At 60.1% G+C, this 26,155-nt stretch carries 29 protein-coding genes; 16 read left to right on the top strand and 13 right to left on the bottom strand.

Annotated elements, in window-relative coordinates:
* Positions 1–25: 25 nt before the first annotated feature.
* The 4 genes from BK665_RS11000 to BK665_RS10985 form a co-directional block, all read right to left on the bottom strand.
* Entirely contained in the window at positions 26–928 is a 903-nt protein-coding gene (locus BK665_RS11000) for an alpha/beta fold hydrolase (RefSeq protein ID WP_123405366.1), read from the bottom strand.
* Complete coding sequence (locus BK665_RS10995; RefSeq protein ID WP_185076494.1) at positions 928–1,746, bottom strand: class II aldolase/adducin family protein; 819 nt, start codon at positions 1,744–1,746, stop codon at positions 928–930. The genes BK665_RS11000 and BK665_RS10995 overlap by 1 nt, the downstream gene beginning before the upstream one ends.
* A 98-nt stretch (positions 1,747–1,844) precedes the next feature.
* Positions 1,845–2,531 (bottom strand): LrgB family protein, encoded by a 687-nt coding sequence (locus BK665_RS10990; protein ID WP_123405362.1) that lies wholly within the window; start codon positions 2,529–2,531, stop codon positions 1,845–1,847.
* Positions 2,521–2,907: a CidA/LrgA family protein gene (locus BK665_RS10985; RefSeq protein ID WP_123405360.1), complete on the bottom strand. Its 387-nt coding sequence runs from the start codon at positions 2,905–2,907 to the stop codon at positions 2,521–2,523. The genes BK665_RS10990 and BK665_RS10985 overlap by 11 nt, the downstream gene beginning before the upstream one ends.
* A gap of 96 nt (positions 2,908–3,003) precedes the next feature.
* Here BK665_RS10985 and BK665_RS10980 point away from each other — a divergent pair, with 96 nt between their 5' ends.
* On the top strand, positions 3,004–3,900 hold the full coding sequence (locus BK665_RS10980; RefSeq protein ID WP_123405358.1) for a LysR family transcriptional regulator: 897 nt from the start codon (positions 3,004–3,006) through the stop codon (positions 3,898–3,900).
* Here the strand turns inward: BK665_RS10980 and BK665_RS10975 are convergent.
* Positions 3,881–4,336 (bottom strand): flavodoxin, encoded by a 456-nt coding sequence (locus BK665_RS10975; RefSeq protein WP_123405356.1) that lies wholly within the window; start codon positions 4,334–4,336, stop codon positions 3,881–3,883. The two genes, BK665_RS10980 and BK665_RS10975, sit on opposite strands and share 20 nt — an antisense overlap.
* Before the next feature lie 150 nt (positions 4,337–4,486).
* On the opposite strand from BK665_RS10975, the gene BK665_RS10970 reads away from it, so the two are divergent.
* Both BK665_RS10970 and BK665_RS10965 read left to right on the top strand, forming a co-directional pair.
* Positions 4,487–4,963 carry a PAS domain-containing protein gene (locus BK665_RS10970; RefSeq protein ID WP_123405354.1) on the top strand — a complete coding sequence of 159 codons (477 nt, stop codon included), beginning with the start codon at positions 4,487–4,489 and terminating at the stop codon, positions 4,961–4,963.
* A 54-nt stretch (positions 4,964–5,017) separates the two neighbouring features.
* Complete coding sequence (locus BK665_RS10965) at positions 5,018–5,623, top strand: hypothetical protein (protein ID WP_123405352.1); 606 nt, start codon at positions 5,018–5,020, stop codon at positions 5,621–5,623.
* A 3-nt stretch (positions 5,624–5,626) separates the two neighbouring features.
* Here BK665_RS10965 and BK665_RS10960 read toward each other — a convergent pair whose 3' ends face one another.
* Complete coding sequence (locus BK665_RS10960; RefSeq protein ID WP_123405351.1) at positions 5,627–6,586, bottom strand: MerR family transcriptional regulator; 960 nt, start codon at positions 6,584–6,586, stop codon at positions 5,627–5,629.
* A 211-nt stretch (positions 6,587–6,797) separates the two neighbouring features.
* On the opposite strand from BK665_RS10960, the gene BK665_RS10955 reads away from it, so the two are divergent.
* The 7 genes from BK665_RS10955 to BK665_RS10920 all read left to right on the top strand — a co-directional run bounded on the left by BK665_RS10955 (position 6,798) and on the right by BK665_RS10920 (position 11,398).
* Entirely contained in the window at positions 6,798–7,367 is a 570-nt protein-coding gene (locus BK665_RS10955; protein WP_123405349.1) for an antibiotic biosynthesis monooxygenase, read from the top strand.
* Between the two features lie 157 nt (positions 7,368–7,524).
* Positions 7,525–8,235, top strand: coding sequence for a dihydromonapterin reductase (folM, locus tag BK665_RS10945; RefSeq protein ID WP_123405347.1), 711 nt, complete (start codon positions 7,525–7,527; stop codon positions 8,233–8,235).
* A 22-nt stretch (positions 8,236–8,257) separates the two neighbouring features.
* Positions 8,258–8,833 carry a GTP cyclohydrolase I FolE gene (gene folE, locus BK665_RS10940; RefSeq protein ID WP_123405345.1) on the top strand — a complete coding sequence of 192 codons (576 nt, stop codon included), beginning with the start codon at positions 8,258–8,260 and terminating at the stop codon, positions 8,831–8,833.
* 2 nt (positions 8,834–8,835) lie between these two features.
* Positions 8,836–9,207 (top strand): dihydroneopterin triphosphate 2'-epimerase, encoded by a 372-nt coding sequence (folX, locus tag BK665_RS10935; protein ID WP_054049847.1) that lies wholly within the window; start codon positions 8,836–8,838, stop codon positions 9,205–9,207.
* A 96-nt stretch (positions 9,208–9,303) separates the two neighbouring features.
* Positions 9,304–9,600, top strand: a complete 297-nt coding sequence (locus tag BK665_RS10930; protein WP_008026968.1) for a DUF1244 domain-containing protein — start codon at positions 9,304–9,306, stop codon at positions 9,598–9,600.
* Positions 9,593–9,931: a HopJ type III effector protein gene (locus tag BK665_RS10925; RefSeq protein ID WP_123405343.1), complete on the top strand. Its 339-nt coding sequence runs from the start codon at positions 9,593–9,595 to the stop codon at positions 9,929–9,931. Before BK665_RS10930 ends, BK665_RS10925 begins: the two co-directional genes overlap by 8 nt.
* 216 nt (positions 9,932–10,147) lie before the next feature.
* Complete coding sequence (locus BK665_RS10920; protein ID WP_123405341.1) at positions 10,148–11,398, top strand: 2-aminoadipate transaminase; 1,251 nt, start codon at positions 10,148–10,150, stop codon at positions 11,396–11,398.
* A gap of 175 nt (positions 11,399–11,573) precedes the next feature.
* Here BK665_RS10920 and trxB read toward each other — a convergent pair whose 3' ends face one another.
* Positions 11,574–12,536 (bottom strand): thioredoxin-disulfide reductase, encoded by a 963-nt coding sequence (gene trxB / locus BK665_RS10910; protein WP_123405339.1) that lies wholly within the window; start codon positions 12,534–12,536, stop codon positions 11,574–11,576.
* Between the two features lie 312 nt (positions 12,537–12,848).
* On the opposite strand from trxB, the gene cysZ reads away from it, so the two are divergent.
* Both cysZ and BK665_RS10895 read left to right on the top strand, forming a co-directional pair.
* A complete protein-coding gene (gene cysZ / locus BK665_RS10900) occupies positions 12,849–13,610 on the top strand; it encodes a sulfate transporter CysZ (protein WP_123405336.1) in 762 nt (253 codons plus the stop codon).
* A gap of 29 nt (positions 13,611–13,639) precedes the next feature.
* Positions 13,640–14,839 (top strand): glycosyltransferase family 4 protein, encoded by a 1,200-nt coding sequence (locus tag BK665_RS10895; RefSeq protein ID WP_123405334.1) that lies wholly within the window; start codon positions 13,640–13,642, stop codon positions 14,837–14,839.
* A gap of 127 nt (positions 14,840–14,966) precedes the next feature.
* Here the strand turns inward: BK665_RS10895 and BK665_RS10890 are convergent, their stop codons facing one another.
* From BK665_RS10890 to BK665_RS10875, 3 genes are all read right to left on the bottom strand, one after another.
* A complete protein-coding gene (locus BK665_RS10890; protein WP_123405332.1) occupies positions 14,967–16,070 on the bottom strand; it encodes an NADH:flavin oxidoreductase in 1,104 nt (367 codons plus the stop codon).
* A 225-nt stretch (positions 16,071–16,295) separates the two neighbouring features.
* Entirely contained in the window at positions 16,296–16,778 is a 483-nt protein-coding gene (locus BK665_RS10885) for a glutathione peroxidase (protein ID WP_123405330.1), read from the bottom strand.
* A gap of 121 nt (positions 16,779–16,899) precedes the next feature.
* Entirely contained in the window at positions 16,900–17,385 is a 486-nt protein-coding gene (locus BK665_RS10875; RefSeq protein ID WP_008150718.1) for an FKBP-type peptidyl-prolyl cis-trans isomerase, read from the bottom strand.
* On the opposite strand from BK665_RS10875, the gene BK665_RS10870 reads away from it, so the two are divergent.
* The 3 genes from BK665_RS10870 to yihG are packed head-to-tail and all read left to right on the top strand — an operon-like array spanning position 17,354 to position 20,758.
* Positions 17,354–17,692, top strand: coding sequence for a DUF3565 domain-containing protein (locus BK665_RS10870; protein ID WP_123406318.1), 339 nt, complete (start codon positions 17,354–17,356; stop codon positions 17,690–17,692). The genes BK665_RS10875 and BK665_RS10870 overlap by 32 nt on opposite strands.
* Before the next feature lie 60 nt (positions 17,693–17,752).
* A complete protein-coding gene (pta, locus tag BK665_RS10865; protein WP_123405326.1) occupies positions 17,753–19,852 on the top strand; it encodes a phosphate acetyltransferase in 2,100 nt (699 codons plus the stop codon).
* Positions 19,853–20,758: a 1-acylglycerol-3-phosphate O-acyltransferase, YihG family gene (gene yihG, locus BK665_RS10860; protein WP_123405324.1), complete on the top strand. Its 906-nt coding sequence runs from the start codon at positions 19,853–19,855 to the stop codon at positions 20,756–20,758. It abuts the gene before it with no gap.
* Between the two features lie 168 nt (positions 20,759–20,926).
* Here yihG and cysN read toward each other — a convergent pair whose 3' ends face one another.
* The 3 genes from cysN to BK665_RS10835 all read right to left on the bottom strand — a co-directional run bounded on the left by cysN (position 20,927) and on the right by BK665_RS10835 (position 24,767).
* Positions 20,927–22,825 carry a sulfate adenylyltransferase subunit CysN gene (gene cysN / locus BK665_RS10850; protein ID WP_123405321.1) on the bottom strand — a complete coding sequence of 633 codons (1,899 nt, stop codon included), beginning with the start codon at positions 22,823–22,825 and terminating at the stop codon, positions 20,927–20,929.
* Between the two features lie 9 nt (positions 22,826–22,834).
* Positions 22,835–23,752: a sulfate adenylyltransferase subunit CysD gene (gene cysD, locus BK665_RS10845; protein WP_090175435.1), complete on the bottom strand. Its 918-nt coding sequence runs from the start codon at positions 23,750–23,752 to the stop codon at positions 22,835–22,837.
* A gap of 256 nt (positions 23,753–24,008) precedes the next feature.
* Positions 24,009–24,767 carry a Nif3-like dinuclear metal center hexameric protein gene (locus tag BK665_RS10835; RefSeq protein ID WP_123405319.1) on the bottom strand — a complete coding sequence of 253 codons (759 nt, stop codon included), beginning with the start codon at positions 24,765–24,767 and terminating at the stop codon, positions 24,009–24,011.
* 102 nt (positions 24,768–24,869) lie between these two features.
* Between BK665_RS10835 and algW the strand changes: the two genes are divergently transcribed.
* Positions 24,870–26,024: a Do family serine endopeptidase AlgW gene (algW, locus tag BK665_RS10830; RefSeq protein ID WP_123405317.1), complete on the top strand. Its 1,155-nt coding sequence runs from the start codon at positions 24,870–24,872 to the stop codon at positions 26,022–26,024.
* The last annotated feature ends 131 nt before the right edge of the window (positions 26,025–26,155 follow it).

Below are 26,155 nucleotides of genomic sequence, written 5' to 3'. Positions count from 1 at the left end.
AGCTTCGCTCCTACAGGGATTGGGGTCAGGAACACGCCCGCTTGAGCGGCGCCGACACCAGCCGATCACGAAACTCAAGGTAGTGCTTGAGCACCTGCACCGGCGCTTCGGTTTGCGGGTAGTGACCAATGCCGGGCAGCAACACCGTGTCGGGATTAGGAATCAGCTCCCGATAACGCTCGACCATGTGCGCGCCGGAAATCGGATCGACCTCGCCATCGATCACCCGCAACGGCACCTCAGTGCTCTGCATCGCGCTGATCCAACGATCACGCTGCACACGTCGCTCCGGAATATAGCCGATCAATTTATGCATGACCCGGGGCCCGTGGTTGCTATCGATCAGGCTCCAGAAATCATCCATTTCACTTTCGGTAGGCCGGGACTGCGGACCAAAAATCTGCCGGAAGTTTTTCACCAGCGCGTCTCGGGTAAAGGCACGGCCAATCATCCAGCCCAAGGGGCTGAGCAGGAGTTTTTGCGTCAGCAGCGGCCGATGGGTTTCAGGGAACAGGCCACCGTTGAGGAACACGCAACTGGCGATATTCACCTGCGCTTCGTGATGCCGGGCCAGCAATTCCTGGGCGACGCTGTCGCCGTAATCGTGGGCCAGCAGATGCACCGGCTGCTCGACGTTCAGATGCGCCAGCAACGCCTGCTGCAAATCGGCTTGTTCCAGCAGGCTGTATTCGTGGTTCACCGGTTTGGCCGAATCGCCGAAGCCGAGCATGTCGCAGGCAATCACCCGATAGCGCTGCGCGAGCGGCTGCCACAGGTAATGCCAGTCCCAACTGGCGGTCGGAAAGCCGTGGATCAGCAACAGCGGCTCACCCTGCCCGGCCGTCCAGTAACGGATGGCCTGGCCACGGAATACGAAGGTCTGGCCGCGTTTGCGCCAGACACACAGGGGGATCTCGGCGAGTGGCATTAGAGTTTATAACCCGGGTCTTGTTTATCGAGTTTGCGCAGCAACGCCGGCCAAGCCAGCATGCCGCCCATCCCTTGAGCACTTTTGGTGACGCCGGCGATCATCGCCTTGGCGCCCGCCAGAATCTGCGGTTCGATGGCGATCAGCTCGGCGCCACCGTTTTGTGCGAGCACCTGGATATCGCAGGCACGCTGGAAGGTGAACATCATCAAGAAGGTGTCGGCGATGGTGCCGCCGCAGGTCAGCAGGCCGTGGTTGTGCAGCATCAGGAAATTGTTTTCGCCGAGGTCGGCTTGCAGTCGCGCCTTCTCTTCGTGGTTGAGCGCCACGCCTTCGTAGGCGTGATAAGCCAGGCTCGACAGCACGAACAAGGACTGCTGGCTGATCGGCAGGATGCCCTGTTTCTGTGCCGACACTGCAACACCGGCAGCGGTGTGGGTATGCAGCACGCAGACCACGTCGTGACGCACTTCGTGCACGGCGCTGTGGATGGTGTAGCCCGCCGGATTGATCTCGTAGGGGCTGTCCATCAGCTTGTTACCGGCCTGATCGACCTTGACCAGGCTCGACGCCGTAATCTCGTGGAACATCAGCCCGAACGGGTTGATCAGGAAGTCTTCGGTGCCCGGCACCTTGGCCGAGATATGGGTAAAGATCAGGTCATCCCAACCATGCAGTGCGACCAGGCGATAACAGGCGGCGAGATCGACGCGGGTCTGCCATTCGGCGGCACTGACCTGGTCTTTGACACTGGCGGGGGATTGGACGGGGGTGACACTCACGGCAGGAACCTCCTGGTTTTTATTATTTTTGCTCATGTGTCAGCAGTCTAGTCACCCCTCGAAGATCGTGTAGTTGCATTGGCAGCCAGCTTGATGGCCGAGCGAGTCAGCGCGGCACGAAGCTTGGATCCATGTCAAAGGATCGACGCCAACAAGGGTGCTGCAAACAGGTTCAGCAACCCCGTCAGCACCATGACCAACCCCGCCACCGAACCTTCTTCACCGCCTACTTCATGGGCTCGGCTGACCCCGGCGCCATGGGCTCCAACGCCAAACAACGCCCCCCGTGCCAGCGCGCTGCGCAAGGGCAACCACTTGAGCAGGATGCCGCCGAGCATCGCACCGAACACCCCGGTGAACATCACAAACACTGCGGTCAATTCCGGCACGCCGCCGAGGTCGTGGGCCAGTGGCATGGCGAATGGTGTGGTAATCGAACGCGGCACCAATGACATCGTCACCGAGCTGTCCAGCGCCAGCGCCTTGGCCAGCCCGAACGAACTGCCGATGGACGCCGCACTGCCCGCCAGCATCCCGAGCAGCAACGCCGACCAGTGCCGCGCCAACATCTGCCGCTGCTGCCAGATCGGCACCGCGAAGGCGACAGTCACCGGCCCCAGCACCAGCATCAGCCAATGGGTGTTGCTCGAATATTCGGCGTACGCGGTGTGCAGCGGCACGGCAAGGGCCAGCAGCAAGGCCGGGACCAGAATCAGCGGCGACAATAAATAGCGGCCCGTGCGCCGGTAGATCCAGCGGCTGAACAGATAGGCCAGCAGCGTGAAAGCCAGCCAGAACATGGGCATCAGTTCAAGCTTCATGGGGTCTGCGCAACCGCACCACCAGCTCCACGGTAAACGCCGTGACCAGCATCACCATCAACGTGCTGACGCCGATCACCAGCAGAATCCGCCAGCCGTCGTCGCGCAGCAGACCGCCGTAATCGAGCAGGCTCATCAATGCCGGGATAAAGAACAACAGCATCTCGGCCATCAACAACCCGGCGCCCATCTGCAACGCAGCGGGTTTAACCCAACCGAAGGCGAACGCCAGCAACAACAACGCCATGCCAATCACCCCTCCCGGAATCGGCCAGGAAAGCCACACGGCCACTTGGCAGCCGAGCAGGTAGATGGCCAGCAACACGGCCAGCTCGGCGATCAGTCGCGACAGGTATCTAAAGGTGGTTGATTTCATGGTTTCGGTCCTCACAGGCGCTCATTTTACGGAGCGCACTGTTATCCCCGAAGCGAATTGTTAGACTCAACGCCATTCCAGATTGGAATCCTGCACATGGAATTCAAACAGCTACGCAGCTTCATCGAAGTGATGCGCCAGGGCGGTTTTACCCAAGCGGCCAAGACCTTGCACATCAGTCAATCGGCGGTCAGCAAGCAAGTCGCACAGCTTGAGCAAAGCCTCGGCACCCCGCTGCTCGAACGCCTGGGCTCGCAGTTGCGCCTGACCGCCGCCGGCAGCGTGGTGCTGCAACGGGCCGAAACCATGCTGCGTCTGCGCAATGAACTGCTCGTTGAATTGGACGACTTGAGCCAATTGGCCCGAGGGGAGTTGCGCCTCGGTTTGCCCTTACTGGGCAGTGACGCGTTGTTCGCCAGCCTGTTCGCCGAATACCGGCGGCGCTACCCGAACATCAGCATTCAATTGCTCGAAGGCGGCAGCCTGAATATCGAGCAAGCGGTGTTGAGCGGGGAACTGGAACTGGGTGGCAGCCTGCTGCCGAAGGATCCGCAATTCGCCTTTCAGCCGTTCTGCGACGAACCGCTGGATGCGCTGTTGCCGGCTGATCATCCGTTGGCGAAAAAAACGGTGATTGGCCTGGAGGAGTTGGCCGATACGCCGTTCCTGCTGTACCAGCGCAGCTTTGTGCTCAATGACCGTTTGCTTCAAGCCTGCCAGCAGATGGGATTTACGCCCAGGGAAGGTGGGCGCAGCGGCCAGGCGGATTTTCTCGCAGCGCTGGTGGCCGCCGGGCAAGGCGTCGTGCTGTTGCCCAGCGTTGTAGCGCGGGGGCTGGTGCGCCCAGGCGTGGTGCGCCTGACCTTGAACGCGCCGGCCTATTTGCGCTGGGACATTGCCTTTATCTGGCGTCAGGGCGCGTACCTGTCGAAAGCCGCCCAGGCCTGGCTTGCCCTGCTGCGCGAGCGTCCGGTCAGCCCTGCAGCTTCGTGACCAGCTCCGCCAGCCAAGGCTCGGCGTCGGTTTCCGGCGTGACGCTTTCACTGGCATCCAGGCGCAGCATCGGCAGCACTTCACGCAGCCCCAGCTCGGCGAACAATTCGCGCATCTGCTCGCCACCGCCGCAGAAGGTATCGCCATAACTCGCGTCGCCCAGGCCGATCACCGCGCCGGGCAAGCCACGCCAGGCGGCAGGCAATTGGTCACGGATCATCGAGTACAACGGTTGCAGGTTGTCCGGCAATTCGCCCATGCCCGTGGTCGAGGTCACGGCCAGGAAGGCTTCGGGGCCGAACGATTGCACGTCAGCCAGGCTGGCGCGGGGGTTATGCCAGGTCTCGAAACCGGCGGCTTTCAAAATATTCGCGGCGTGCCGGGCGACTTCTTCAGCCGTGCCGTACACCGAGCCGGAAAGGATGGCGACTTTCATCAATCTGATCCTGAAGCTATAAAAGACGGCGATATTAACAGCACCGGCAAAAAACCTGCGATTGACTCTCAATAAGGGCTGACGGCCAGTAGACAGCGTTTATTGTTCTTCTAAAATGCAGCCCTCAATCAACTTGGAAAGGATTCTCTGATGATCAACGCTCAACTGCTGCAGATGGTGATCAACGCTTCCAATGACGGCATCGTGATTGCCGAGAAGGAAGGCGAGCAAGACAACATCCTGATTTACGTCAACCCGGCCTTCGAACGCATGACCGGTTACACCAGCGAAGAAATCCTCTACCAGGACTGCCGCTTCCTGCAATCCGGCGATCGCGATCAAGAGGCGCTGGGGCTGATTCGCCAGGCACTGGACAGCGGTGACTCATGTCGGGAAGTGCTGCGTAACTATCGCAAGGACGGCACTCCGTTCTGGAACGAGCTGTCCCTTTCGACGGTTAAAAACGAAAGCGACGGACAAACCTACATAGTCGGTGTACAAAAAGATGTGACCGTCCAGGTCAAGGCAATGCAGCGGGTCGAGCAGTTAGAAGCGCAGGTGGCGCAATTGCAGGCAGAACTGGCCACGCTCAAAGCGACGAACGGCGCAAACAAATCAGCGAACTAATTGTCATTAACTACAATCACCAATGACTTTGTAACTATTTTTTTCGAGCAAGCCATGCAACGCGACGCACTCCTGACCCAGGATGAGCTGGATTTTATCCAGACCATGCAGCACAACCCGCAGCTTAATGTGCGGGATGCGACGTCGAGCCTGCTCGTCAATGGTGGTTCGCAGATCAGGGACCTTCTCACGCGCCTCGCCGCCCATGAGCAGGTCACCATTCAGGCCAACTTCGAAAACCAGCAAATGACCTTCCCCCTGCATTTGGTGGAAGACGAGTTCCACGCGCTGCATCTGCGCCTGGGCGTGCCGAGCATTTTTGAAGATGGGCCAATGGTCCGGCCCTGGCGTCTGACACTCGAAGAGCCAGTCGCGCTGGAGAATGCCAAGGGCCAGCCCGGCACGATGTGGGTCCACGAAGTGTCGTTTAAAGGCGTGTTGCTGGAAGTTCGCAACAAGACCAAGCCACCGAAACATTTCGCGTTGTGGTTCAGCCCGTCAGGTTATGAACGTATCGCGTTGCGCGGCACGTTCGAGCGGGAAACCGAGCATGGTTTCTTCGCCTACCAACTGAGCCAAAGCGACAAGGACGAAACCGAACGCCTGCGTCAGTTCATCCTGCAGCAACATCGCCTGACCCATCCCGCCTTGCACGTCTGAACCTCAACTATCCAGGTTACCCGCCAGGAATTGTTTCAGACGCTGTCGCATCAACAAACCTTCGTTACCCAGACAACCGATGGATGATGCGGCCAGGCTTTCCTGCGCCAGGTCGGACGCATCACCGGCGAGCATCAACTGACAATCCAGGCTCATGGCCAGGCGATTCAAACGTCGTGGCAGCTCAGGGGCCGGGGCATGGTTGGAAAACAGGATCAGTGCCTGGGGTTTGATCCGTTCGCAGACCAGGGTCAGCTCATCGAAGGGCTGGCCGATGGTCAACACTCGCACCCCGGAATCCGCCCCGCTCAAAAACAACGCGGCGACCAGAAGTTCAAGCTCGCGGCACTCACCGGCCAGGGCGCTGATAACAATTCGCCGCGGTGATGAGTCACGGATCAGCAGCAGGCGCTGCGCCACACGGGATCGCAGGAACGCATCGTAGAACAACCATTCACTGGTCTGGCCGAACATTTCCTGGCGCTGCAATAGTTGCTTCCACAGCGGCATCAGGATGTCCTGGAACACCACGGGAATCGAATAACTGGAAAAAATCTGCCCATAGACCCGCTCCAGTTGCACGTCATCAAACGAACTGACTGCACTCTGGACCTGCTGCTGCCATTGGCCGTAGTCGGCCAGCACCAGCTCATTGGGGATGATGTGCGAGAGCGCTTTGAGCGGTTCGGTCTTGGCCAGGATCTTGCCGACCTTGCTGACCGCCACGCCGCGATCAATCCAGCCGAGGATGGCGCGAACCGTCTCGATATCGGCCATTGAATACAGGCGATGCCCGCTTTCGGTGCGTGTGGGCTGGATCAGGCCATAACGACGCTCCCATGCTCGCAGCGTCACCGGGTTGATGCCGGTGAGGCGTGCCACCTCTCGAATCGGAAAAAGCTCTTCCCGCTCCAGGGAAGCAACTGGCAGCAAGCCAGAGACCACGTCAGTCAGGACAGGCATTGGGTGGAGATCTTCCATGGGTGAATTGGATCCCATTCTAACGCTTATCCCCCGCAATCATTCAAGCTGTTGATGGATGACGAATGCCACTGGTGAAATTTTCATAATCAGGAATAATCCTTGCTTGTCCAAAGTCGCAGCCCATCACCCCGGCGCTGCGTCTGGTGAAACTCCTACCCGGAGCGACGCGCTTGTCATACGGAGATACAAAATGTCTACCTCACCCGTCACCCTGATGGTGGCGCGCCGCGTTGCCGATGGACGTTATCAGGACCTGATCGCCTGGTTGCGTGAAGGCGAACAACTGGCCACCGACTTCCCCGGTTATCTCGGCTCTGGCGTGCTCGCTCCGCCGCCCGATGATGACGAATTCCAGATTATCTTCCGCTTCGCCGACGAGCAGACCCTGCACGCCTGGGAGCATTCCGCCTCGCGCACGGCCTGGCTGGGCCGTGGCAGCGACTTGTTCGCCCACCCGACCGAACACCGGGTCAGCGGCATTGAAGGCTGGTTCGGCGCTGCCGGCAATCGCCCGCCGCGCTGGAAACAGGCGGTGGCGATCTGGCTGGCGTTCTTCCCGGTCTCGCTGTTGTTCAACTTTGTCCTGGGACCGTTGCTCGGCGAAATGAGCCTGCTGCCTCGGGTGCTCGTCAGCACGTTGTGCCTGACGCCATTGATGGTCTATTTCTTTATTCCGCTGTCGACTCGTTTGCTGGCCAACTGGCTGCACAGCACGCCGGCGCGGCCGTTGCCCGTCGCGCCCACCACTCAAAATCCGTAACCCCTGTAGGAGCGAGGCTTGCCCGCGAAGAACGATAACGCGGTCTGACAGATAGACCGAGGCGTCCTCTTCGCGGGCAAGCCTCGCTCCTACAGGACGTAGGTGAACGCTCGCCGTCGCTGGTATAGTTTTGCTCTAACCGCGACGCGAGCCGTTCATGACTTCTTCCGCAGCCCCAATCCTCATCACCGGTGCCGGCCAGCGTGTCGGCCTGCACTGCGCCCGGCGCTTGCTCGAAGACGGTCACCCGGTGATCTTCAGCTACCGCAGCGAACGCCCCGGCGTCCAGGCATTGCGCGACTTGGGCGCGACGGCGCTGTTCGCGGACTTCTCCAGCGAAGCCGGGATTCTCGCGTTCATCAGCGAACTCAAGACCCATACCGACAGCCTGCGGGCGATTGTGCATAACGCGTCCGAATGGCTGGCCGAAACCCCGGACACCGAGGCCCTGGCCTTTACCCGGATGTTCTGCGTGCACATGCTGGCGCCCTACCTGATCAACCTGCACTGCGCCGACTTGCTCGAACGCTCGAGCCCCGCCGACATCGTGCATATCAGCGACGACGTGACCCGCAAGGGCAGCAGTCAACATATCGGCTATTGCGCCAGCAAAGCCGGGCTCGACAGCCTGACCCTGTCCTTCGCCGCGAAATATGCGCCCGCGATCAAGGTCAACGGCATCGCACCAGCCCTGCTATTGTTCAATCCCGACGACGACGCGGCGTACCGCGCCAAGGCCCTGGCCAAGTCCGCGCTGGGCATCGAACCCGGCAGCGAAGTGATCTACCAGAGCCTGCGCTATTTGCTCGACAACCCTTATGTCACCGGCACGACCCTGACCGTCAATGGCGGACGGCACGTCAAATAAGCCGCCCTTGCGAGGATGTACCATGCCGTTATCCCTGCCTCAGAACGCTTTATCCCAGAGCTATCGTGAAATCCTCATCGGCCTCGGTGAAAACCCAGACCGCGAAGGCCTGCAAGACACCCCGATGCGCGCCGCCAAGGCCATGCAGTACCTGTGTCATGGCTACGAGCAAAGCGTCGAGGAAATCGTAAACGGCGCGCTGTTTTCCTCGGACACCGACGAGATGATCATCGTCGCCGACATCGAGCTCTATTCGCTGTGCGAGCACCACCTGCTGCCCTTCATCGGCAAGGCCCATGTAGCTTATATTCCGACGGGCAAAGTGTTGGGCCTGTCGAAGATTGCGCGGCTGGTAGACATGTTCGCCCGACGCCTGCAAATCCAGGAAAACCTCACCCGGCAAATCGCCGACGCGGTGCAGCAAGTGACGGACGCTGCCGGCGTTGCCGTGGTGATCGAAGCCAAGCACATGTGCATGATGATGCGCGGCGTCGAGAAACAGAATTCGACCATGAACACCTCGGTGATGCTCGGCGCCTTCCGCGAGTCGAGCAACACCCGCCAGGAGTTCCTGCAATTGATTGGACGGAGCAAGTAGCAATGCCACAACTTCAACCAGGAATGGCGCGCATCCGGGTCAAGGACCTGTGCCTGCGTACCTTCATCGGCATCAACGAAGACGAAATCCTCAACAAACAGGATGTGTTGATCAACCTGACCATCCTCTACGCCGCGCAAGAAGCGGTGCGCGATAACGACATCGATCACGCGCTGAACTACCGCACCATCACCAAGGCGATCATCGCCCACGTGGAAGGCAATCGCTTTGCCCTGCTCGAACGCCTGACCCAGGAAATCCTCGATCTGGTTATGGTCAATGAGTCGGTGCTGTACGCCGAAGTGGAAGTCGACAAGCCTCATGCGCTGCGTTTTGCAGAGTCGGTGTCTATAACGCTTGCAGCGAGCCGCTAGTTTCAAGCGGCAAGCTTCAAGCGGTAAACTTCCAGCCACCGCAAACCCACTTGCAGCTTGAAGCTTGCCGCTCAAAGCTGTCTCGCAGAGACCCCCATGACCGATCAACAACGCCTGGAACTTGAAGCCGCCGCCTTTCGCCGGCTGGTCGCCCACCTGGACAGCCGCAAGGACGTGCAGAACATCGACCTGATGAACCTCTCGGGTTTCTGCCGCAACTGCCTGTCGAAGTGGTACAAGGCTGCCGCCGATGAACGCCAGATCGAGGTCAGCCTCGACGACGCTCGCGAAGTCGTCTACGGCATGCCGTACGCCGAATGGAAAGCCCAATACCAGCAAGAAGCCAGCGCCGAACAACAAGCGGCGTTCGCCAAAGGAAAACCCAATGAGTGATTTGAACACCCTGCGCGCCAGCCTCAAAAGCGGCGAACATGCTTTCGCCGATACCCTGGCATTCATCGCCGCCGGTTATGACTACCAGCCCCAAGCCTTCAATAACGGCGGCGTGGAAAACGCCGCCGGGCAGAACGAAGGCTCGTGCAAGACCCTGGGCCTGGCGCTGCTGGAAGGCCTGAGCGATGAAGAAGCGCTGCTGGCGTTTGGCGAGCATTACCGTTCGGTAGTGGCGACGCCTGAAGGCAGCGATCACGGCAATATCCGGGCGTTGATTGCGCAGGGCCTGGCCGGCGTGAAGTTCTCGCAGCAACCATTGACCCGCCGCTAAAACCACGCTCCCACGAACACCACCGTCCCGTAGGAGCGAGGCTTGCCCGCGAAGGCGATCTTCTGGACGCCATCGCGGGCAAGCCATGCTCCTACAAAGGGCCCCGGCACACATCCCGACTTTTAAGATTGACCCGGCGACTTTATTTCGTTTGCCCGCCCCCCCTGCTCACAGCTTAGATAAAAAGAAGCAACCCTTCTTCTGAGTCAGGTATCCATGAGCAGCGAAACCATCAGCCAGTCGATCAACGTCGTCCATCCCGTCACGCTCAGCCACGGCAAGAATGCCGAAGTCTGGGACACCGACGGCAAACGTTACATCGATTTCGTCGGCGGCATCGGCGTGCTGAACCTCGGCCACTGCCACCCGCGCATCGTCGAGGCCATTCGCGAACAAGCCACCCGGCTGACCCACTACGCCTTCAACGCCGCACCGCATGTGCCCTACATCGAGCTGATGGAGCGCCTCACCGCGTTTATCCCGGTGGACTACCCGGTCAGCGGCATGCTCACCAACAGCGGCGCAGAAGCGGCGGAAAACGCCCTGAAGATCGTCCGTGGTGCCACCGGCCGAACCGCCGTCATCGCTTTCGACGGCGCCTTCCACGGACGCACCCTCGCCACCCTCAACCTCAACGGCAAAGTCGCCCCCTACAAACAGAAAGTCGGCGTATTACCGGGCCCGGTGTTTCATTTGCCCTTCCCGAGCAAGGACAACGGCGTGACCTGCGCCGAAGCGTTGAAGGCGATGGATCGGTTGTTCAGCGTCGAGATCGACGTCAATGACGTGGCGTGTTTTATCGTCGAACCGGTGCAGGGCGAAGCGGGTTTCCTGGCCATGGACGTGGAATTCGCCCAAGCGTTGCGGCGCTTCTGCGATGAGAAAAACATCCTGCTGATCGCCGATGAAATCCAGTCCGGTTTCGGCCGTACCGGCGAACGTTTTGCCTTCTCGCGACTGGGCATCGAACCGGACCTGATCCTGCTCGCCAAAAGCATTGCCGGCGGCGTGCCATTAGGCGCGGTGGTCGGGCGCAAGTCGCTGCTCGACACCTTGCCCAAGGGCGGACTCGGCGGCACTTATTCAGGCAACCCGATCGCCTGCGCGGCGGCACTGGCGACCCTGGATGAGATGACCGATGCGAATCTGCGCAACTGGGGTTCGCAACAGGAAGAAGCGATTGTCAGCCGCTACGAGGCTTGGCGCGCCAGCAAACTCTCACCGTTTCTGGGGCGTTTGACCGGTGTCGGGGCGATGCGCGGTATCGAATTGAGCAACGCCGATGGCACGCCGGCCTCTGCGCAATTGACTCAGCTGCTGGCCCTGGCTCGGGACGCGGGTTTGCTGCTGATGCCCAGCGGCAAATCGCGAAACATCATTCGTCTGCTGGCACCGCTGACCACCGAAGCGGCGGTGCTGGAGGAAGGCCTGGATATCCTTGAAGCTTGCCTTGCAAAACTGACTTGATCACACATCCCCTGTGGGAGCGGGCTTGCTCGCGAATGCGGCGTGTCAGGCAACATCAATTTCGACTGACCCACCGCATTCGCGAGCAAGCCCGCTCCCACATGAGTACGGTGTTGGCCGTGAAATCATGGGCACAAAAAAACCGGCCGAGGCCGGTTTTTTCATTTCAACGTTCTCAGAACTTGGCGTTCTGCAGATCGTCGAGGTAACGCTCGGCATCCAGTGCCGCCATGCAGCCGGCGCCGGCCGAGGTGATCGCTTGTCGGTAAACGTGGTCAGCCACGTCGCCGGCGGCGAAGATCCCTTCCAGGTTGGTCGCAGTGGCGTTGCCTTCACGGCCGCCGTGCACCACCAAGTAGCCGTCTTTCAACGTCAACTGGCCTTCGAACAACGAGGTGTTCGGGGTGTGGCCGATGGCGATGAACACGCCGTCGACTTTCAGCTCGTCGAAGCTGCCGTCGTTGTTCTTCAGGCGCGCACCGGTCACGCCCATGTTGTCGCCCAGGACTTCGTCCAGGTTCGAGTTCAACTTGAGGATGATCTTGCCTTCGGCAACCCGGGCGTTGAGCTTGTCGATCAGGATCTTCTCGGCGCGGAAGGTTTCGCGACGGTGGATCAGGGTCACGGTGCTGGCGATGTTGGCCAGGTACAGCGCTTCTTCCACAGCAGTGTTACCGCCACCGACCACAGCCACTGGCTTGTTGCGGTAGAAGAAACCGTCGCAGGTCGCGCAGGCCGAAACGCCTTTGCCCATGAACGCTTCTTCCGACGGCAGGCCCAGGTAACGAGCGCTGGCACCGGTGGCGATGATTAGGGCGTCGCAGGTGTAGGTCGCGCTGTCGCCGGTCAGGGTGTAAGGCTTGGCAGCGAAGTCCACGGCATTGATGTGATCGAAGACGATCTCGGTTTCAAAGCGTTCGGCGTGCTCTTTCATCCGTTCCATCAGCGCCGGGCCGGTCAGGCCGTGAACGTCGCCCGGCCAGTTGTCGACTTCGGTGGTGGTGGTCAGTTGACCGCCGGCCTGCATGCCGGTGATCAGCAATGGCTTGAGGTTGGCACGGGCGGCATAGACCGCGGCGCTGTAACCGGCAGGGCCGGAACCGAGAATAATCACTCGCGAATGACGGACTTCAGACATGACCTGCTCCTGTTAACCGGCCCGAAACTGGCGCGGAACGCCGGGTTTGCCGGCGGGAATAAAAAAGGACTGTTGAAAGCACTTGGGGAAGGCTTGAGCTCGACAGTCCTGTAAAAAGAATGGGTGCAGCGTATCGAGGGGGCGAAGATTAAGGAAATACGGTTTAACAATCCAGCTCATAGGCGGTCTCTATCCCGTTACAGTGATTTTATAGACGCCTTTGTTACAGTGAATGTCGATCCCGCCGCCGCGCTTTCACCGGCCGGGCAAAGTCGGTAAGGTCGGCGCGTTTACCCTTGCTCGGAGCACGTTATGCCCGCCCCTGTTCTGTCTGGCCCGCAATACCTGCGCGAAGGCCTCAAGCTGGTCTTGAGCCCGAGCCTGCGATTGTTCGTTTTGCTGCCCTTGGTGATCAACCTGGTGCTGTTCGTCGGATTGATTTACCTGGCTGGCCATCAATTCAGCTTATGGGTCGACACATTGATGCCGTCCCTGCCGGACTGGCTGAGTTTCCTCAGTTACATCCTCTGGCCGATCTTCGTGGTGCTGGTGGCGCTGATGGTGTTCTTCACCTTCACCATGCTCGCCAACGTGATCGCCGCGCCGTTCAACGGCTTCCTTGCGGAAAAAGTCGAAGTGGTGGTGCGTGGCACCGACGACTTCCCGGCCTTCAGTTGGGGTGAGTTGATCGAAATGATCCCCCGCACCCTGTCCCGGGAAATGCGCAAACTCGGCTACTTCCTGCCCCGGGCGCTGGGCCTGTTCATTCTCTCGTTCATCCCGGTGGTGAATATCATCGCGGCGCCGCTGTGGCTGCTGTTCGGGGTGTGGATGATGGCGATCCAGTACATCGACTACCCGGCTGACAACCACAAACTCGGCTGGAACGAGATGCTCGCCTGGCTGCGTGAAAAGCGATGGCAGAGCATGAGTTTTGGCGGGATCGTTTATCTGGTGCTGCTGATTCCGGTGGTGAACATCCTGATGATGCCGGCCGCCGTGGCCGGGGCGACGCTGTTCTGGGTGCGTGAGCGCGGTGCGGAAAATCTGGTGCCCCAACGTTCGGCGTCATAAATCCATCATCGAAACGCCACAATGACGACATGGCCTCAGCCGACACTGAGGTCATGACGACAGCTCTGCATATCACCCTGATCACCGAAACCTTCCCTCCGGAAATCAACGGCGTGGCCAATACCCTTGGCCGCTTGTGCGACGGTTTGCGTGCGCGTGGGCATCAGGTTGAACTGGTGCGACCGCGCCAGGGCTGTGATCGACAACTGGGCAGTGACGATGGGTTGCTGCTGTGTCGCGGCTGGCCGCTGCCGGGTTATCCCGGGTTGCAGTGGGGCCAGTCGTCGATGCACAAGTTACTGCGGCGCTGGAAACGCCATCGCCCCGACGTGCTGTACATCGCCACCGAAGGACCGTTGGGTTTGTCGGCCTTGCGTGCCGCGCGTCGCCTGGGGATTTCGGTGGTCAGTGGCTTTCACACCAATTTCCAGCAGTACTCGAGCCAGTATGGCCTCGGCCTGCTGACGCGCCTGTTGACGCACTATCTGCGCTGGTTTCACAACCGCTCGACCCTCACCTTGGTGCCCAGCGTCAGCCAGCGGCTGGAGCTGGAACGCCGGCAGTTCGAACGCCTGGCGCTGTTGTCCCGGGGCGTCGACAGCCAACTGTTTCACCCGGCCAAACGCCTGGACGCCCTGCGTGAGCAATGGGGCCTGGCGGACGATGACATCGCGGTCATTCACGTCGGACGCCTGGCCCCTGAGAAAAATCTGGGTTTGCTCAAACGCAGTTTCGACACGCTGAAGGCGACTTATCCACAGCGCAACCTGAAGCTGATCGTGGTCGGCGACGGGCCGCTGCGGATGACGCTGGAAAAGGAATTGCCGGAAGCGATTTTCTGCGGCTCACAACGTGGTGAAGCCTTGGCCAGCCACTATGCATCGGGGGATGTTTTTCTGTTTCCGAGCATGACCGAGACCTTCGGCAATGTGGTGCTGGAGGCGCTGGCCTCAGGGCTTGGGGTGGTGGCGTACGATCTGGCGGCGGCGGGCCAACACATTCGTCACGGCTATAACGGTGTTTTGGCGATGCCGGGGGATGAAGAGGCGTTCTGCGATGCGGCGCGCTGGTTGCTGGAGGAACGGGAAACCTTGCGCTGCGTGCGGCTGAATGCGCGCCAGCATGCGAGTCGCCAGGGCTGGGCGGCGATTATCGAGCAGTTTGAGGGGCAGTTGCGCGGGGCTTGTGTCGGGGAGCAGGTGGTGCCGAATGCGTCGATTTTGCCCTGAAGTTTTCGGTGACTGCTAGTCCGTCTTCGCGAGCAAGCCCGCTCCCACATTCGACCGCGTTTCTCTGGTAGAACGCGGTCACCTGTGGGAGCGGGCTTGCTCGCGAAGAGGCCCTTCAGATCGCCGCTTAAACCAGCGTCATCAACGCCTCACGGCTGAACGGCAGGATGTCTTCTTCACGACCATCGCGCACTTTCTGCGCCCAGTCCGGGTCCACCAACAGCGCACGCCCTACCGCCACCAGATCGAACTCTTCGTTATTCAAACGCTCCAGCAGATTTTCCAGGCTGGCAGGCTGCGCGATCTTGTCGGTGTTGACCATGAACTGCAGGAACTCGCCATCCAGGCCCACGCTACCCACGGTGATGGTCGGCTTGCCGGTGAGTTTGCGGGTCCAGCCAGCCAGGTTCAGATCGGAACCGTCGAACTCCGGCTCCCAGAAACGCCGCGTCGAGCAGTGGAAAATATCCACGCCAGCGTCGGACAACGGCTGTAGGAATTCGCCCAACGCTTCCGGGGTTTGCACCAGGCGTGCGGTGTAGTCCTGCTGTTTCCATTGGGAGAAACGGAAAATGATCGGGAAGCCTTCGCCGACTGCGGCCCGCACGGCTTGAATCAATTCGATGGCGAAACGCGAACGGTTGGCCAGGCTGCCGCCGTATTCGTCGGTGCGCTGGTTGGTGCCTTCCCAGAAGAACTGGTCCACCAGATAGCCGTGGGCACCGTGGATTTCCACGCCGTCCATGCCGATGCTCTGGGCATCTTTGGCCGACTGGGCGAATGCAGCGATCACGTCCTGGATGTCCTGTTTGGTCATGCCGTGAACCACGACCTGACCGTCCTTCAATTTTTCCGACGGGCCGTAACCCGGCACGCTCGCGTCCGGCTCGGTGCCGATGCGACGCACGCTGCCCACGTGCCACAGTTGCGGAACGATCTTGCCGCCTTCGGCGTGAACCGCGTCGACCACTTTCTTCCAGCCGGCCAACGCCGCTTCACCGTAGAAGTGCGGCACGTTCGGGTAGCCGTTGGAGGCCTTGTGGCCGACGGTGGTGCCTTCGGTGATGATCAGGCCCACACCGGCAGCGGAGCGGCGGCGGTAGTATTCAATGACTTTGGAATTCGGTACGCCACCCGGCGAGAACGAGCGGGTCATCGGCGCCATGACGACACGGGTCGGCAGTTCGAGGGTGCCGAGGTGGAACGGTTTGAACAGGGCTTTGACGGGCATGGGACGCTCCACGGGGAAATGACTTTATGACGGGGATAATATGGAGAGTCGCGAGGGTTGAACAGCACTATTGATTTGGGTGATTAAGGATCAAAAGATCGGACACCTGTAGGAGCGAGCGGGCGGCGTTCCGACTTGCCCGCGAAGGCGTCAGGTCAGTCGAAATTGATGTTGACTGACTGGACGCCTTCGCGGGCAAGCCTCGCTCCTACAAAGGAGGGTGTTTCAGCTCAGGGCTTTTTCGATGGCGTGGATCACCTTCGGATCATCCGGCGCGGTGCGCGGCGAAAACCGTGCGAGTACCCGCCCGTCTTTGCCCAGCAGGAATTTCTCGAAATTCCAGGTGATGTCACCTGGAAACTCCGCGCCCTCGCCCGCCAGTAAACGGTACAGCTGATGACGATCGTGACCGTTGACTTCCAGCTTGCTGGACAACGGAAAGGTCACCTTATAGTTGAATTCACAGAATTCCTTGATCTCTTGCTCGGTGCCCGGTTCCTGCCCGGCAAACTGGTTGCACGGCAAGCCCAGCACGCTGAAACCTTTATCTTTGTATCGTTGATAAAGGTGTTCAAGCGCCGCGTACTGTGGGGTCAAACCACATTTGGAGGCAACGTTGACCACCAGCACGACGTGCCCCTTGAAGGGCGCCAGAGGTAGATCCTGACCATCCAGGGCTTTCAAATTAAGGTCGTGGAAAGCACTCATGACGAACTCCAAATTCCCGTGTTCTTCTCGAAACAGCCACTCGGCGGCGCCGCCTGGGACAGCCGCGGACTAAAAAGGCGCCCTCGGGCGCCTCTCCAGTTCTCTGAGCTTAGCGCAGAAATCAGTGGTGATGGCCACCTTCGCCATGGACGTGACCATGAGCGATTTCTTCCTGGCTGGCGTCACGGATGTCGATGATCTTGACCTGGAAATTCAGGCGCTGACCGGCCAACGGGTGGTTGCCGTCGACGGTGACATCGTCGCCGTCCAGGTCACGGATGGTGACAATTTGCATCTGGCCGTCCGGCGCGGAAGCGTGAAACTGCATGCCCACTTCCAGTTCATCGACGCCTTCGAACATGCTGCGGCTCAGGGTGCTGACCAGTTCGGCAGCGTATTCGCCGTAGGCGTCTTCAGGTTCAACGGCAACGGTCAGTTCGTCACCGACGGTTTTGCCTTCCAGGGCTTTTTCCAGACCCGGGATGATGTTACCTGCGCCTTGCAGGTAGACCAGCGGCGCGCCGCCGGCGGAGCTGTCGATGACCTCACCAGCGTCGTTGGTCAGGGTATAGTCGATGGAGACAGCCTTATTGGCGGCGATCAGCATGGGGCGAGACCTTTTGCAGAAGAATATAGAAAGAGCGAGTTTAGCGAAGCAATCGCCCGAAAGCGAACACAACCCGGACGGACGGATTGCCATGAAACCCTCAACGGTCACAGGCTTTCATCAGGACGAGGACGGACATTGGGTGGCCGAGCTTTCCTGCGGCCACACCCAACACCTGCGCCATCAGCCGCCCTGGCAATCCCGGGCCTGGGTCGTGGACCCTGCGCAACGTATTGAAAAAATAGGCCAGCCCTTTGATTGCGGTTGGTGCGCACAAGGCTCGGTTAGCGATAACCTTGGCGACTGAATTTCGGTAGATCGTCAGTTATAGATGATCACCACTGCCATGCACCTCCAGAGAATCCGCATGCAAACTTTTTTTATCGCGCCCACCGATTTTGGTGTGGGTCTGACCTCCATCAGCCTCGGGCTGGTGCGCACCCTTGAGCGAGCCGGCCTCAAAGTCGGCTTTTTCAAACCGATTGCCCAGCCGCATCCGGGCGACACCGGCCCAGAGCGCTCCACCGAACTGGTGGCGCGCACCCACGGCCTCAAGCCGCCGCAACCCCTGGGCCTGGCCCATGTCGAGCGCATGCTCGGCGACGGTCAACTGGATGAACTGCTCGAAGAAATCATCACCCTGTATCAGCAGGCGGCCGTCGGCAAAGACGTGCTGGTGGTCGAAGGCATGGTCCCGACCCGCAGCGCCAGCTACGCCGCCCGGGTCAATCTGCACTTGGCGAAAAGCCTGGATGCCGACGTGATCCTGGTCTCGGCACCGGAAAGCGAAGCCCTGACCGAACTCTCCGGTCGGGTGGAGTTGCAGGCGCAATTGTTTGGCGGGCCGAAAGACCCGAAAGTGCTCGGCGTGATCCTCAACAAGGTCAAGACTGACGAAAGCATGGAGGCCTTCGCCTCGCGCCTGAAGGAACATTCGCCGCTGCTGCGCACCGGTGATTTCCGCCTGCTCGGTTGCATCCCGTTCCAGCCGGAACTGAACGCCCCGCGCACCCGCGACGTGGCGGACCTGATGGGCGCGCAGATTCTCAACGCCGGTGACTACGAAACCCGGCGCATGACCAAAATCATCATCTGCGCCCGCACCATGCGCAACACCGTGGAGCTGCTCAAGCCCGGCGTACTGGTGGTGACCCCCGGCGATCGCGACGACATCATTCTCGCCGTCAGCCTCGCCGCCATGAACGGCGTGCCCCTGGCCGGCCTGTTGCTGACCAGCGACACCCTGCCCGATCCACGGATCATGGACCTCTGTCGCGGCGCCTTGCAGGCCGGCCTGCCGGTGTTGTCGGTGAGCACTGGCTCCTACGACACGGCCAACCAGTTGAACGGCTTGAACAAGGAAATCCCGATCGACGACCGCGAGCGTGCGGAGATCATCACCGATTTCGTCGCCAGTCATCTCGATGCCAAATGGCTGCACCAGCGCTGCGGTACGCCACGGGAAATGCGGCTGTCGCCAGCGGTGTTCCGTTATCAATTGATCCAGCGCGCCCAGGCTGCGAACAAGCGCATCGTGTTGCCTGAAGGCAGCGAACCGCTGACCGTGCAGGCCGCCGCGATCTGCCAGGCCCGGGGCATCGCCCGTTGCGTATTGCTGGCCAAACCGGCGGACGTCGAGGCCGTGGCCCGCGCCCAAGGCATCGAGTTGCCACCCGGTTTGGAGATTCTCGATCCGGATTTGATTCGCGGTAACTACATCGAACCGATGGTGGCCCTGCGCAAAAGCAAAAGCCTCAACGCGCCGATGGCCGAGCAGCAACTGGAAGACACTGTAGTGATCGGCACCATGATGCTGGCGCTGGATGAAGTCGATGGCCTGGTGTCCGGGGTCATTCACTCCACCGCCAACACCATCCGCCCGGCCCTGCAACTGATTAAAACGGCGCCGGGCTGCACACTGGTGTCGTCGGTGTTCTTCATGCTCTTCCCCGAGGAAGTGCTGGTCTACGGCGACTGCGTGATGAACCCGCACCCGAGCGCCAGCGAACTGGCGGAGATCGCCCTGCAAAGCGCCGACTCGGCCGCCGCGTTCGGCATCACGCCACGGGTGGCGATGATCAGTTACTCCAGCGGTGAATCCGCCAGCGGCGAAGAAGTCGAGAAGGTTCGTGAAGCGACGTTGCTCGCCCACGAACAACAGCACTCGCTGCTGATCGACGGCCCGTTGCAGTACGACGCCGCCGCCAACGAAACCGTCGCTAAGCAACTGGCGCCGAACAGCCAGGTGGCCGGTCGCGCCACGGTGTTCGTGTTCCCCGACCTGAACACCGGCAACACCACTCACAAAGCCGTGCAACGCAGTGCCGATTGCGTGAGCCTCGGCCCGATGCTGCAAGGCCTGCGCAAACCGGTGAACGACCTGCCCCGTGGCGCGCAAGTCGATGACATCGTGTACACCATCGCGTTGACCGCGATTCAAGCTGCCAACCGACCTATGGATCTTTAAATGCTGGATTTCCTGCCTGCCGCCGTGCGCGGTGTGATTGCATCGTTGTTGCTGGCCCTGAATACCATTCTGCTCTGCTCGATTCTGTTCCTCGTGGCGCTGTTCAAAGTGCTGCCCTTCGCCCTCACCCAGCGCTTCACGCTCTGGCTGATGAACCACATCCACGAAGCCTGGATCAGCAACAACAAGGCCTGGATGAAACTGGTCTGCCGCACCCGCTGGCATCTAAGCGGTCTTGAAGGCCTGGACTATCAGCACTCGTATTTGATCACCAGCAACCACCAGAGCTGGGTCGACATCATGGTCCTGCAATACGTGCTCAACCGCCGTATTCAGCCGCTGAAGTTCTTTCTCAAGCAAGAGCTGATCTGGGTCCCGGTGATTGGCCTGGCCTGGTGGGCGCTCGGGTTTCCGTTTATGAAACGCTACTCCAAGGCTTACCTGGAAAAACACCCGGAGAAGAAAGGCAAGGACCTGGAAACCACCCGCAAGACCTGCGACAAATTCCGCAACAACCCGGTGGGGATTTTCAACTTCGTCGAAGGCACGCGGTTTACCGAGGGCAAGCATGCGCAGCAGAAATCGCCGTTCAAGTACCTGCTCAAACCCAAGGCGGGCGGCATTGCGTTTGTGCTCGATGCCATGGGTGAACAGCTTGAGTCGATCGTTAACGTGACCATTCACTATCCGGGCGGGCGTCCGGGTTACTGGGATCTGCTCTGCGGGAATGTGAAGGATGTAGTGGTGCATTTTCAGGAGCTGAAAATTCCGCCGCAGTTCATTGGCAAGAACTACGACCAGGACGGCGAGTATCGCTTGCAGTTCCAGGGCTGGATCAATCAGCTGTGGGAAGACAAGGATGCGCAGTTGGTGCAGATGCACCGTGAATTCCCAGGCAGTCATTGATCCCCTGTGGGAGCGGGCTTGCTCGCGAAAGCGGTCTGTCAGTAGACATTGATGGTGACTGACACGACGCCTTCGCGAGCAAGCCCGCTCCCACATTGGAATAGTGCAAGACACAAAAAAACCCGCCGATGATCACTCACCGGCGGGTTTTTTATGGGCTGCTAGCGCTTAGATCGCACCGCGGCTACGCAGCAGATCCAACACTTGCTTGACGCTTTCTTCCAGCGACAGCGACTGGGTATCGACCACAAGGTCGGCATCAAGCGGCACGTCGTACGGGAAGGAGTCGCCCGGGATGTTGTCGCCACCGGCCGCGTACAAACCTTGCGGATCACGTTCGGCACACACCGCCGGCGAGGCCTGGACGTAGACCGTCAGCAGACGCTCCTTGCCGATCAGGTCCTTGGCCTGCTCACGCCCTTCAGCACTCGGCGCAACGAACGCCGCCAGGGTCAGCAGGCCGGCCTCGTTGAACTGACGCGCCACATGCGCGGCACGACGCCAGTTCTCGGTACGCCCAGAACGATCCTGCGGCAGACCTTTGTTCAGGTCGTGACGCAGGTTCTGGCCATCGAGCACGAACACCGCACGGCCCATGTCGAACAGCTTGCGTTCAACCGCGTACGCCAACGTGCTTTTGCCGGCACCGGACAAGCCGCTGAACAACACGGTGGCCGGTTGCTGGCCGAAGCGCTGGGCGCGTTCTTCAGTCGCAACGTGGGCCAGTTTCCCGTGGTGCGTGCTGCCACCATGAGCCGATGGATGAGCGATGATCATGCCGGCGGCGACGGTGCCGTTGGTCAAGCGATCGATGACGATGAACGAACCGGTGGTGCGGTTGCTCGCGTATCCATCGAGTGCGATGGCGGCGTCGAGACTGACCTTGACCCGACCGATTTCGTTGAGGTTCAACGAACTGGCCGGCCCTTCTTCCAGGGTGTTCACGTCAACGCGGTTGACGATGCTGGTGATCGAACCCGGCACGTAAGACGTGGCACGTTTGATGTCGTATTTCTTGCCCGGCAGCATCGGCTCTTCAGCCATCCACACCAGCATGGCGTCGAAGGCGTCAGTCACTTGCGGCAGGTTGTCGGCGTGTACCAGCAAGTCGCCGCGAGAGATGTCGATCTCGTCTTCCATGGTCAGCGTAACGGCCTGACCTGGACCTGCGTGTTCCAGCTCACCTTCAAAAGTGACGATGGATTTCACGCGGCTGCTTTTGCCCGACGGCAGGACAACGACTTCGTCGCCCTTGTGCACGATGCCGCTGGCCAGGGTGCCGGCGAAACCACGGAAGTTCAGGTTCGGACGGTTGACGTACTGCACCGGGAAACGCAGGTCGGTGTAGTTGCGATCGTTGGCGATTTCGACGGTCTCGAGAATTTCCATCAGCGACTGGCCGGTGTACCACGGCGAGCGCTCGGACTTGTTCACCACGTTGTCGCCTTTCAGGGCCGACATCGGCACGAACGCCATGGTGGTCGGCTTGAACGCGATGCCGTCGGCGAACTTCAGGTAATCGGCCTTGATCGACTCGAACACGCTTTCGTCGAAGCCATTGAGGTCCATCTTGTTGATGGCAACCACGATGTGCTTGATGCCGAGCAACGAGGCGATAAAGCTGTGGCGACGGGTCTGGGTCTGCACGCCGTAACGGGCATCGACCAGGATGATCGCCAGGTCACAGGTGGACGCACCGGTGGCCATGTTGCGGGTGTACTGCTCATGGCCAGGGGTATCGGCGATGATGAATTTGCGCTTGGCGGTGGAGAAATAACGGTAAGCGACATCAATGGTGATGCCCTGCTCCCGCTCGGCCTGCAGGCCGTCGACCAGCAACGCCAGGTCGATGTCTTCGCCGGTGGTGCCGACTTTTTTCGAGTCGCGGGTAATGGCTTCCAAGTGATCTTCGTAGATCATCTTGGAGTCGTGCAGCAGGCGCCCGATCAGGGTGCTCTTGCCGTCGTCGACGTTGCCACAAGTCAGGAAGCGCAGCATTTCCTTGCGTTCGTGCTGGCCCAGGTAGGCGAGGATGTCCTCGCTGATCAAATCAGATACGTGCGACATGACAACCCCTTAGAAATAACCCTGACGTTTCTTTTCTTCCATCGAGCCTGCGCCATCGTGGTCGATGACCCGGCCCTGGCGTTCGGAAGTTCGCGTCAGGAGCATTTCCTGAATGATGTCGGTCAGGCTGGTGGCCTCGGACTCGACCGCACCCGTCAACGGGTAGTCGCCCAGTGTGCGGAAGCGCACCTTCTTCTTGACGATGCGCGCCTTGTCTTCGTCGCTCAGGTGATTGAGCAGGCGTTCGTCGTCGATCATGATCCAGGTGCCGTTCATCTCGATAACGTCGCGCTCGGCGGCGAAATACAGCGGCACGATCGGTATGCCTTCGAGGTAGATGTACTGCCAGATGTCCAGTTCGGTCCAGTTCGACAACGGGAACACACGAATGGATTCGCCCTTGTTGACGTTGCCGTTGTAGACGTTCCACAGCTCTGGACGCTGGTTTTTCGGGTCCCAGCGGTGCTTGGTGTCGCGGAAGGAATACACGCGCTCTTTGGCACGGGACTTCTCTTCGTCGCGGCGGGCACCACCGAAAGCGGCGTCGAAACCATACTTGTCGAGGGCCTGTTTCAGGCCTTCGGTTTTCATGATGTCGGTGTGCTTGGCACTGCCGTGGGTCAGCGGGTTGATACCCTGCGCGACGCCATCGGGGTTGACGTGGACGATCAGGTCCAGGCCCAGTTCTTCGACCATGCGATCGCGGAACGCGTACATTTCCTTGAACTTCCACCGGGTGTCGACGTGCATCACCGGGAACGGCAGCTTGCCCGGGAAGAATGCCTTGCGTGCAAGGTGCAGCATCACGGCGGAATCTTTACCGACGGAGTACAGCATCACCGGGTTATCGAACTCGGCGGCGACCTCGCGGATGATGTGGATGCTTTCGGCCTCCAGCTGTTTCAGATGCGTCAGTTTGTCGACCATGGCTACTCACGAAAACGATCTTATGGACGGCCAGCGGGCCGTGTTCGAGCGGGGAATCCTAGCACAGCGCCCCCTTCTAATCAGGACGCCAACTAGATCGAAAGGGTATATGAATATACCCCTGCGTTTGGCCACCACAGATCCAATGTGGGAGCGGGCTTGCTCGCGAATGCTGACTCACATCCAACATTGATGGCGACTGACACACCGCTTTCGCGAGCAAGCCCGCTCCCACAATTTTGAGCCGTGGTGGATCTCAGATCGGATTCGGGCAATCGATGAAGATGTGCTCCACGGCAAACCGCCGAGCCAGGTAATCCCCCAGCGCCTGCACGCCATAGCGCTCGGTGGCGTGATGCCCGGCAGCGATGAAGCTGACGTCGTTTTCCCGGGCGCTGTGGAACGTCTGCTCTGACGCTTCGCCGCTGAGGTACAGATCGACCCCGGCCAGTACGGCTTGATCGATATAGCCTTGGCCGCCACCGGTGCACCAGCCAACGCGGCGAATCATCTCGCTGCCTTCAATCAGCAACGGCTCGCGCCCCATGACTTCCTGCACTCGACGGGCAAAGTCGCGAGGGGTCATCGGTTCACTCAGGGAGCCGACCAGGCCGACGATTTTCAGGTTGTCGGGGTCCAGCGGGCCTTCGACGGTGATGTCCAACTGACGCGCCAGTTGCACGTTGTTGCCGACATCCGGGTGCAAATCCAGCGGCAAGTGATACGACAGCAGACTGATGTCGTGCTTGAGCAGGGTTTTCAACCGGCGCTGCTTCATGCCGGTGATGCACGGGTTCTCGCCTTTCCAGAAATAGCCGTGATGCACCAGCACCAGATCGGCCTTGGCCTCGACCGCCGCGTCCAGCAGCGCCTGGCTGGCGGTCACGCCGCTGACGATGCGCATCACTTGCGGACGACCTTCGACCTGCAAGCCATTTGGGCAGTAGTCGGCGATCTTTGAACTGTTAAGGTAACGGTCGGCTTCTTCGACCAGGGTGCTCAGGGCGACGGCCATAAAAGACTCCTAAATATCCCGTTCAGAGGCGCGCTCGCCTCGTATAATGCGCGACATTATGGGCGGTCTCATACCACCTGCAACCTTTCCAGGACTTGCTTAATGCTTAAGGCGCTGCGTTTTTCCGGCTGGCCGCTGTTGGCCGGCGTGCTTATCGCTCTGTTGATAATCCAGCGTTACCCGCAGTGGGTCGGGCTTCCGAGCCTAGACGTCAACCTTCAGCAAGCCCCGCAAACCACCAGCGTGCAACAGGGGCCGGTGTCCTATGCCGATGCCGTGGTCATCGCCGCGCCTGCGGTGGTCAACCTGTACACCACCAAAGTCATAAACAAACCGAATCATCCGTTGTTCGAAGACCCGCAATTCCGCCGCTTCTTCGGCGACAACTCGCCCAAGCAGAAGCGCATGGAATCGAGCCTGGGTTCCGGCGTGATCATGAGCCCGGAAGGCTACATCCTGACCAATAACCACGTGACCACCGGCGCCGACCAGATTGTCGTGGCGCTCAAGGATGGCCGCGAGACGTTGGCCCGAGTGATCGGAAGCGATCCGGAAACCGATCTCGCAGTTCTGAAAATCGACCTCAAGACCCTGCCCGCGATCACCATCGGCCGTTCCGACAACATCCGCATCGGCGACGTCGCGCTGGCCATCGGTAACCCGTTCGGCGTCGGCCAGACCGTGACCATGGGCATCATCAGCGCCACCGGGCGTAACCAGTTGGGCCTGAACAACTACGAAGACTTCATCCAGACCGACGCGGCGATCAACCCCGGCAACTCCGGCGGTGCGCTGGTAGATGCCAATGGCAACCTGACCGGCATCAACACCGCGATCTTCTCCAAGTCCGGCGGCTCCCAAGGCATCGGCTTCGCGATCCCGGTCAAACTGGCGATGGAAGTGATGAAGTCGATCATCGAACACGGCCAGGTGATCCGTGGCTGGCTCGGGATTGAAGTGCAGCCGCTGACCCAGGAACTGGCGGAATCGTTCGGCCTGTCCGGGCGCCCGGGCATCGTGGTCGCGGGGATTTTCCGTGACGGCCCGGCGCAGAAGGCTGGCCTGCAACTGGGTGACGTGATCCTAAGCATCGACGGCGAACCGGCCGGCGATGGCCGCCGCTCGATGAACCAGGTGGCGCGGATCAAACCGACCGACAAGGTGACGATCCAGGTGATGCGCAACGGCAAGGAGCTGAAGCTAACGGCTGAAATTGGCCTGCGTCCGCCGCCGGCGCCGGTTAAAGAAGAAGAATAACCAGACGCCACAAAACCCTGTAGGAGCGAGGCTTGCCCGCGAAGGCGTCAGGTCAGTCAGCGATGATGTCGTTTGATATGACGCCTTCGCGGGCAAGCCTCGCTCCTACAGGTATTAGAACTTGTTCCATT

The sequence above is a fragment of the Pseudomonas frederiksbergensis genome (genome assembly GCF_003732665.1).
Lineage (GTDB): Bacteria > Pseudomonadota > Gammaproteobacteria > Pseudomonadales > Pseudomonadaceae > Aquipseudomonas > Aquipseudomonas frederiksbergensis_G.
The sequence above is the reverse complement of the archived record's forward strand: the minus strand, read 5'-3'. Positions and strand labels throughout refer to the sequence as shown.

What these genes read in the sequence shown, in the direction of transcription:
- BK665_RS10835 (WP_123405319.1), bottom strand. Translation starts at nt 24,767, where the DNA reads ATGGCCGTCGCCCTGAGCACCCTGGTCGAAGAAGCCGACCGTTACCTT.
- yihG (WP_123405324.1), top strand. Translation starts at nt 19,853, where the DNA reads ATGCTGGATTTCCTGCCTGCCGCCGTGCGCGGTGTGATTGCATCGTTG.
- cysN (WP_123405321.1), bottom strand. Translation starts at nt 22,825, where the DNA reads ATGTCGCACGTATCTGATTTGATCAGCGAGGACATCCTCGCCTACCTG.
- BK665_RS10960 (WP_123405351.1), bottom strand. Translation starts at nt 6,586, where the DNA reads ATGCCTGTCCTGACTGACGTGGTCTCTGGCTTGCTGCCAGTTGCTTCC.
- BK665_RS10955 (WP_123405349.1), top strand. Translation starts at nt 6,798, where the DNA reads ATGTCTACCTCACCCGTCACCCTGATGGTGGCGCGCCGCGTTGCCGAT.
- folE (WP_123405345.1), top strand. Translation starts at nt 8,258, where the DNA reads ATGCCGTTATCCCTGCCTCAGAACGCTTTATCCCAGAGCTATCGTGAA.
- BK665_RS10975 (WP_123405356.1), bottom strand. Translation starts at nt 4,336, where the DNA reads ATGAAAGTCGCCATCCTTTCCGGCTCGGTGTACGGCACGGCTGAAGAA.
- folM (WP_123405347.1), top strand. Translation starts at nt 7,525, where the DNA reads ATGACTTCTTCCGCAGCCCCAATCCTCATCACCGGTGCCGGCCAGCGT.
- pta (WP_123405326.1), top strand. Translation starts at nt 17,753, where the DNA reads ATGCAAACTTTTTTTATCGCGCCCACCGATTTTGGTGTGGGTCTGACC.
- BK665_RS10895 (WP_123405334.1), top strand. Translation starts at nt 13,640, where the DNA reads ATGGCCTCAGCCGACACTGAGGTCATGACGACAGCTCTGCATATCACC.
- folX (WP_054049847.1), top strand. Translation starts at nt 8,836, where the DNA reads ATGCCACAACTTCAACCAGGAATGGCGCGCATCCGGGTCAAGGACCTG.
- BK665_RS10875 (WP_008150718.1), bottom strand. Translation starts at nt 17,385, where the DNA reads ATGCTGATCGCCGCCAATAAGGCTGTCTCCATCGACTATACCCTGACC.
- algW (WP_123405317.1), top strand. Translation starts at nt 24,870, where the DNA reads ATGCTTAAGGCGCTGCGTTTTTCCGGCTGGCCGCTGTTGGCCGGCGTG.
- cysZ (WP_123405336.1), top strand. Translation starts at nt 12,849, where the DNA reads ATGCCCGCCCCTGTTCTGTCTGGCCCGCAATACCTGCGCGAAGGCCTC.
- BK665_RS10965 (WP_123405352.1), top strand. Translation starts at nt 5,018, where the DNA reads ATGCAACGCGACGCACTCCTGACCCAGGATGAGCTGGATTTTATCCAG.
- BK665_RS11000 (WP_123405366.1), bottom strand. Translation starts at nt 928, where the DNA reads ATGCCACTCGCCGAGATCCCCCTGTGTGTCTGGCGCAAACGCGGCCAG.
- BK665_RS10985 (WP_123405360.1), bottom strand. Translation starts at nt 2,907, where the DNA reads ATGAAATCAACCACCTTTAGATACCTGTCGCGACTGATCGCCGAGCTG.
- BK665_RS10970 (WP_123405354.1), top strand. Translation starts at nt 4,487, where the DNA reads ATGATCAACGCTCAACTGCTGCAGATGGTGATCAACGCTTCCAATGAC.
- BK665_RS10995 (WP_185076494.1), bottom strand. Translation starts at nt 1,746, where the DNA reads ATGAGCAAAAATAATAAAAACCAGGAGGTTCCTGCCGTGAGTGTCACC.
- BK665_RS10980 (WP_123405358.1), top strand. Translation starts at nt 3,004, where the DNA reads ATGGAATTCAAACAGCTACGCAGCTTCATCGAAGTGATGCGCCAGGGC.
- BK665_RS10930 (WP_008026968.1), top strand. Translation starts at nt 9,304, where the DNA reads ATGACCGATCAACAACGCCTGGAACTTGAAGCCGCCGCCTTTCGCCGG.
- trxB (WP_123405339.1), bottom strand. Translation starts at nt 12,536, where the DNA reads ATGTCTGAAGTCCGTCATTCGCGAGTGATTATTCTCGGTTCCGGCCCT.
- BK665_RS10925 (WP_123405343.1), top strand. Translation starts at nt 9,593, where the DNA reads ATGAGTGATTTGAACACCCTGCGCGCCAGCCTCAAAAGCGGCGAACAT.
- BK665_RS10885 (WP_123405330.1), bottom strand. Translation starts at nt 16,778, where the DNA reads ATGAGTGCTTTCCACGACCTTAATTTGAAAGCCCTGGATGGTCAGGAT.
- BK665_RS10920 (WP_123405341.1), top strand. Translation starts at nt 10,148, where the DNA reads ATGAGCAGCGAAACCATCAGCCAGTCGATCAACGTCGTCCATCCCGTC.
- BK665_RS10870 (WP_123406318.1), top strand. Translation starts at nt 17,354, where the DNA reads ATGGAGACAGCCTTATTGGCGGCGATCAGCATGGGGCGAGACCTTTTG.
- BK665_RS10990 (WP_123405362.1), bottom strand. Translation starts at nt 2,531, where the DNA reads ATGAAGCTTGAACTGATGCCCATGTTCTGGCTGGCTTTCACGCTGCTG.
- cysD (WP_090175435.1), bottom strand. Translation starts at nt 23,752, where the DNA reads ATGGTCGACAAACTGACGCATCTGAAACAGCTGGAGGCCGAAAGCATC.
- BK665_RS10890 (WP_123405332.1), bottom strand. Translation starts at nt 16,070, where the DNA reads ATGCCCGTCAAAGCCCTGTTCAAACCGTTCCACCTCGGCACCCTCGAA.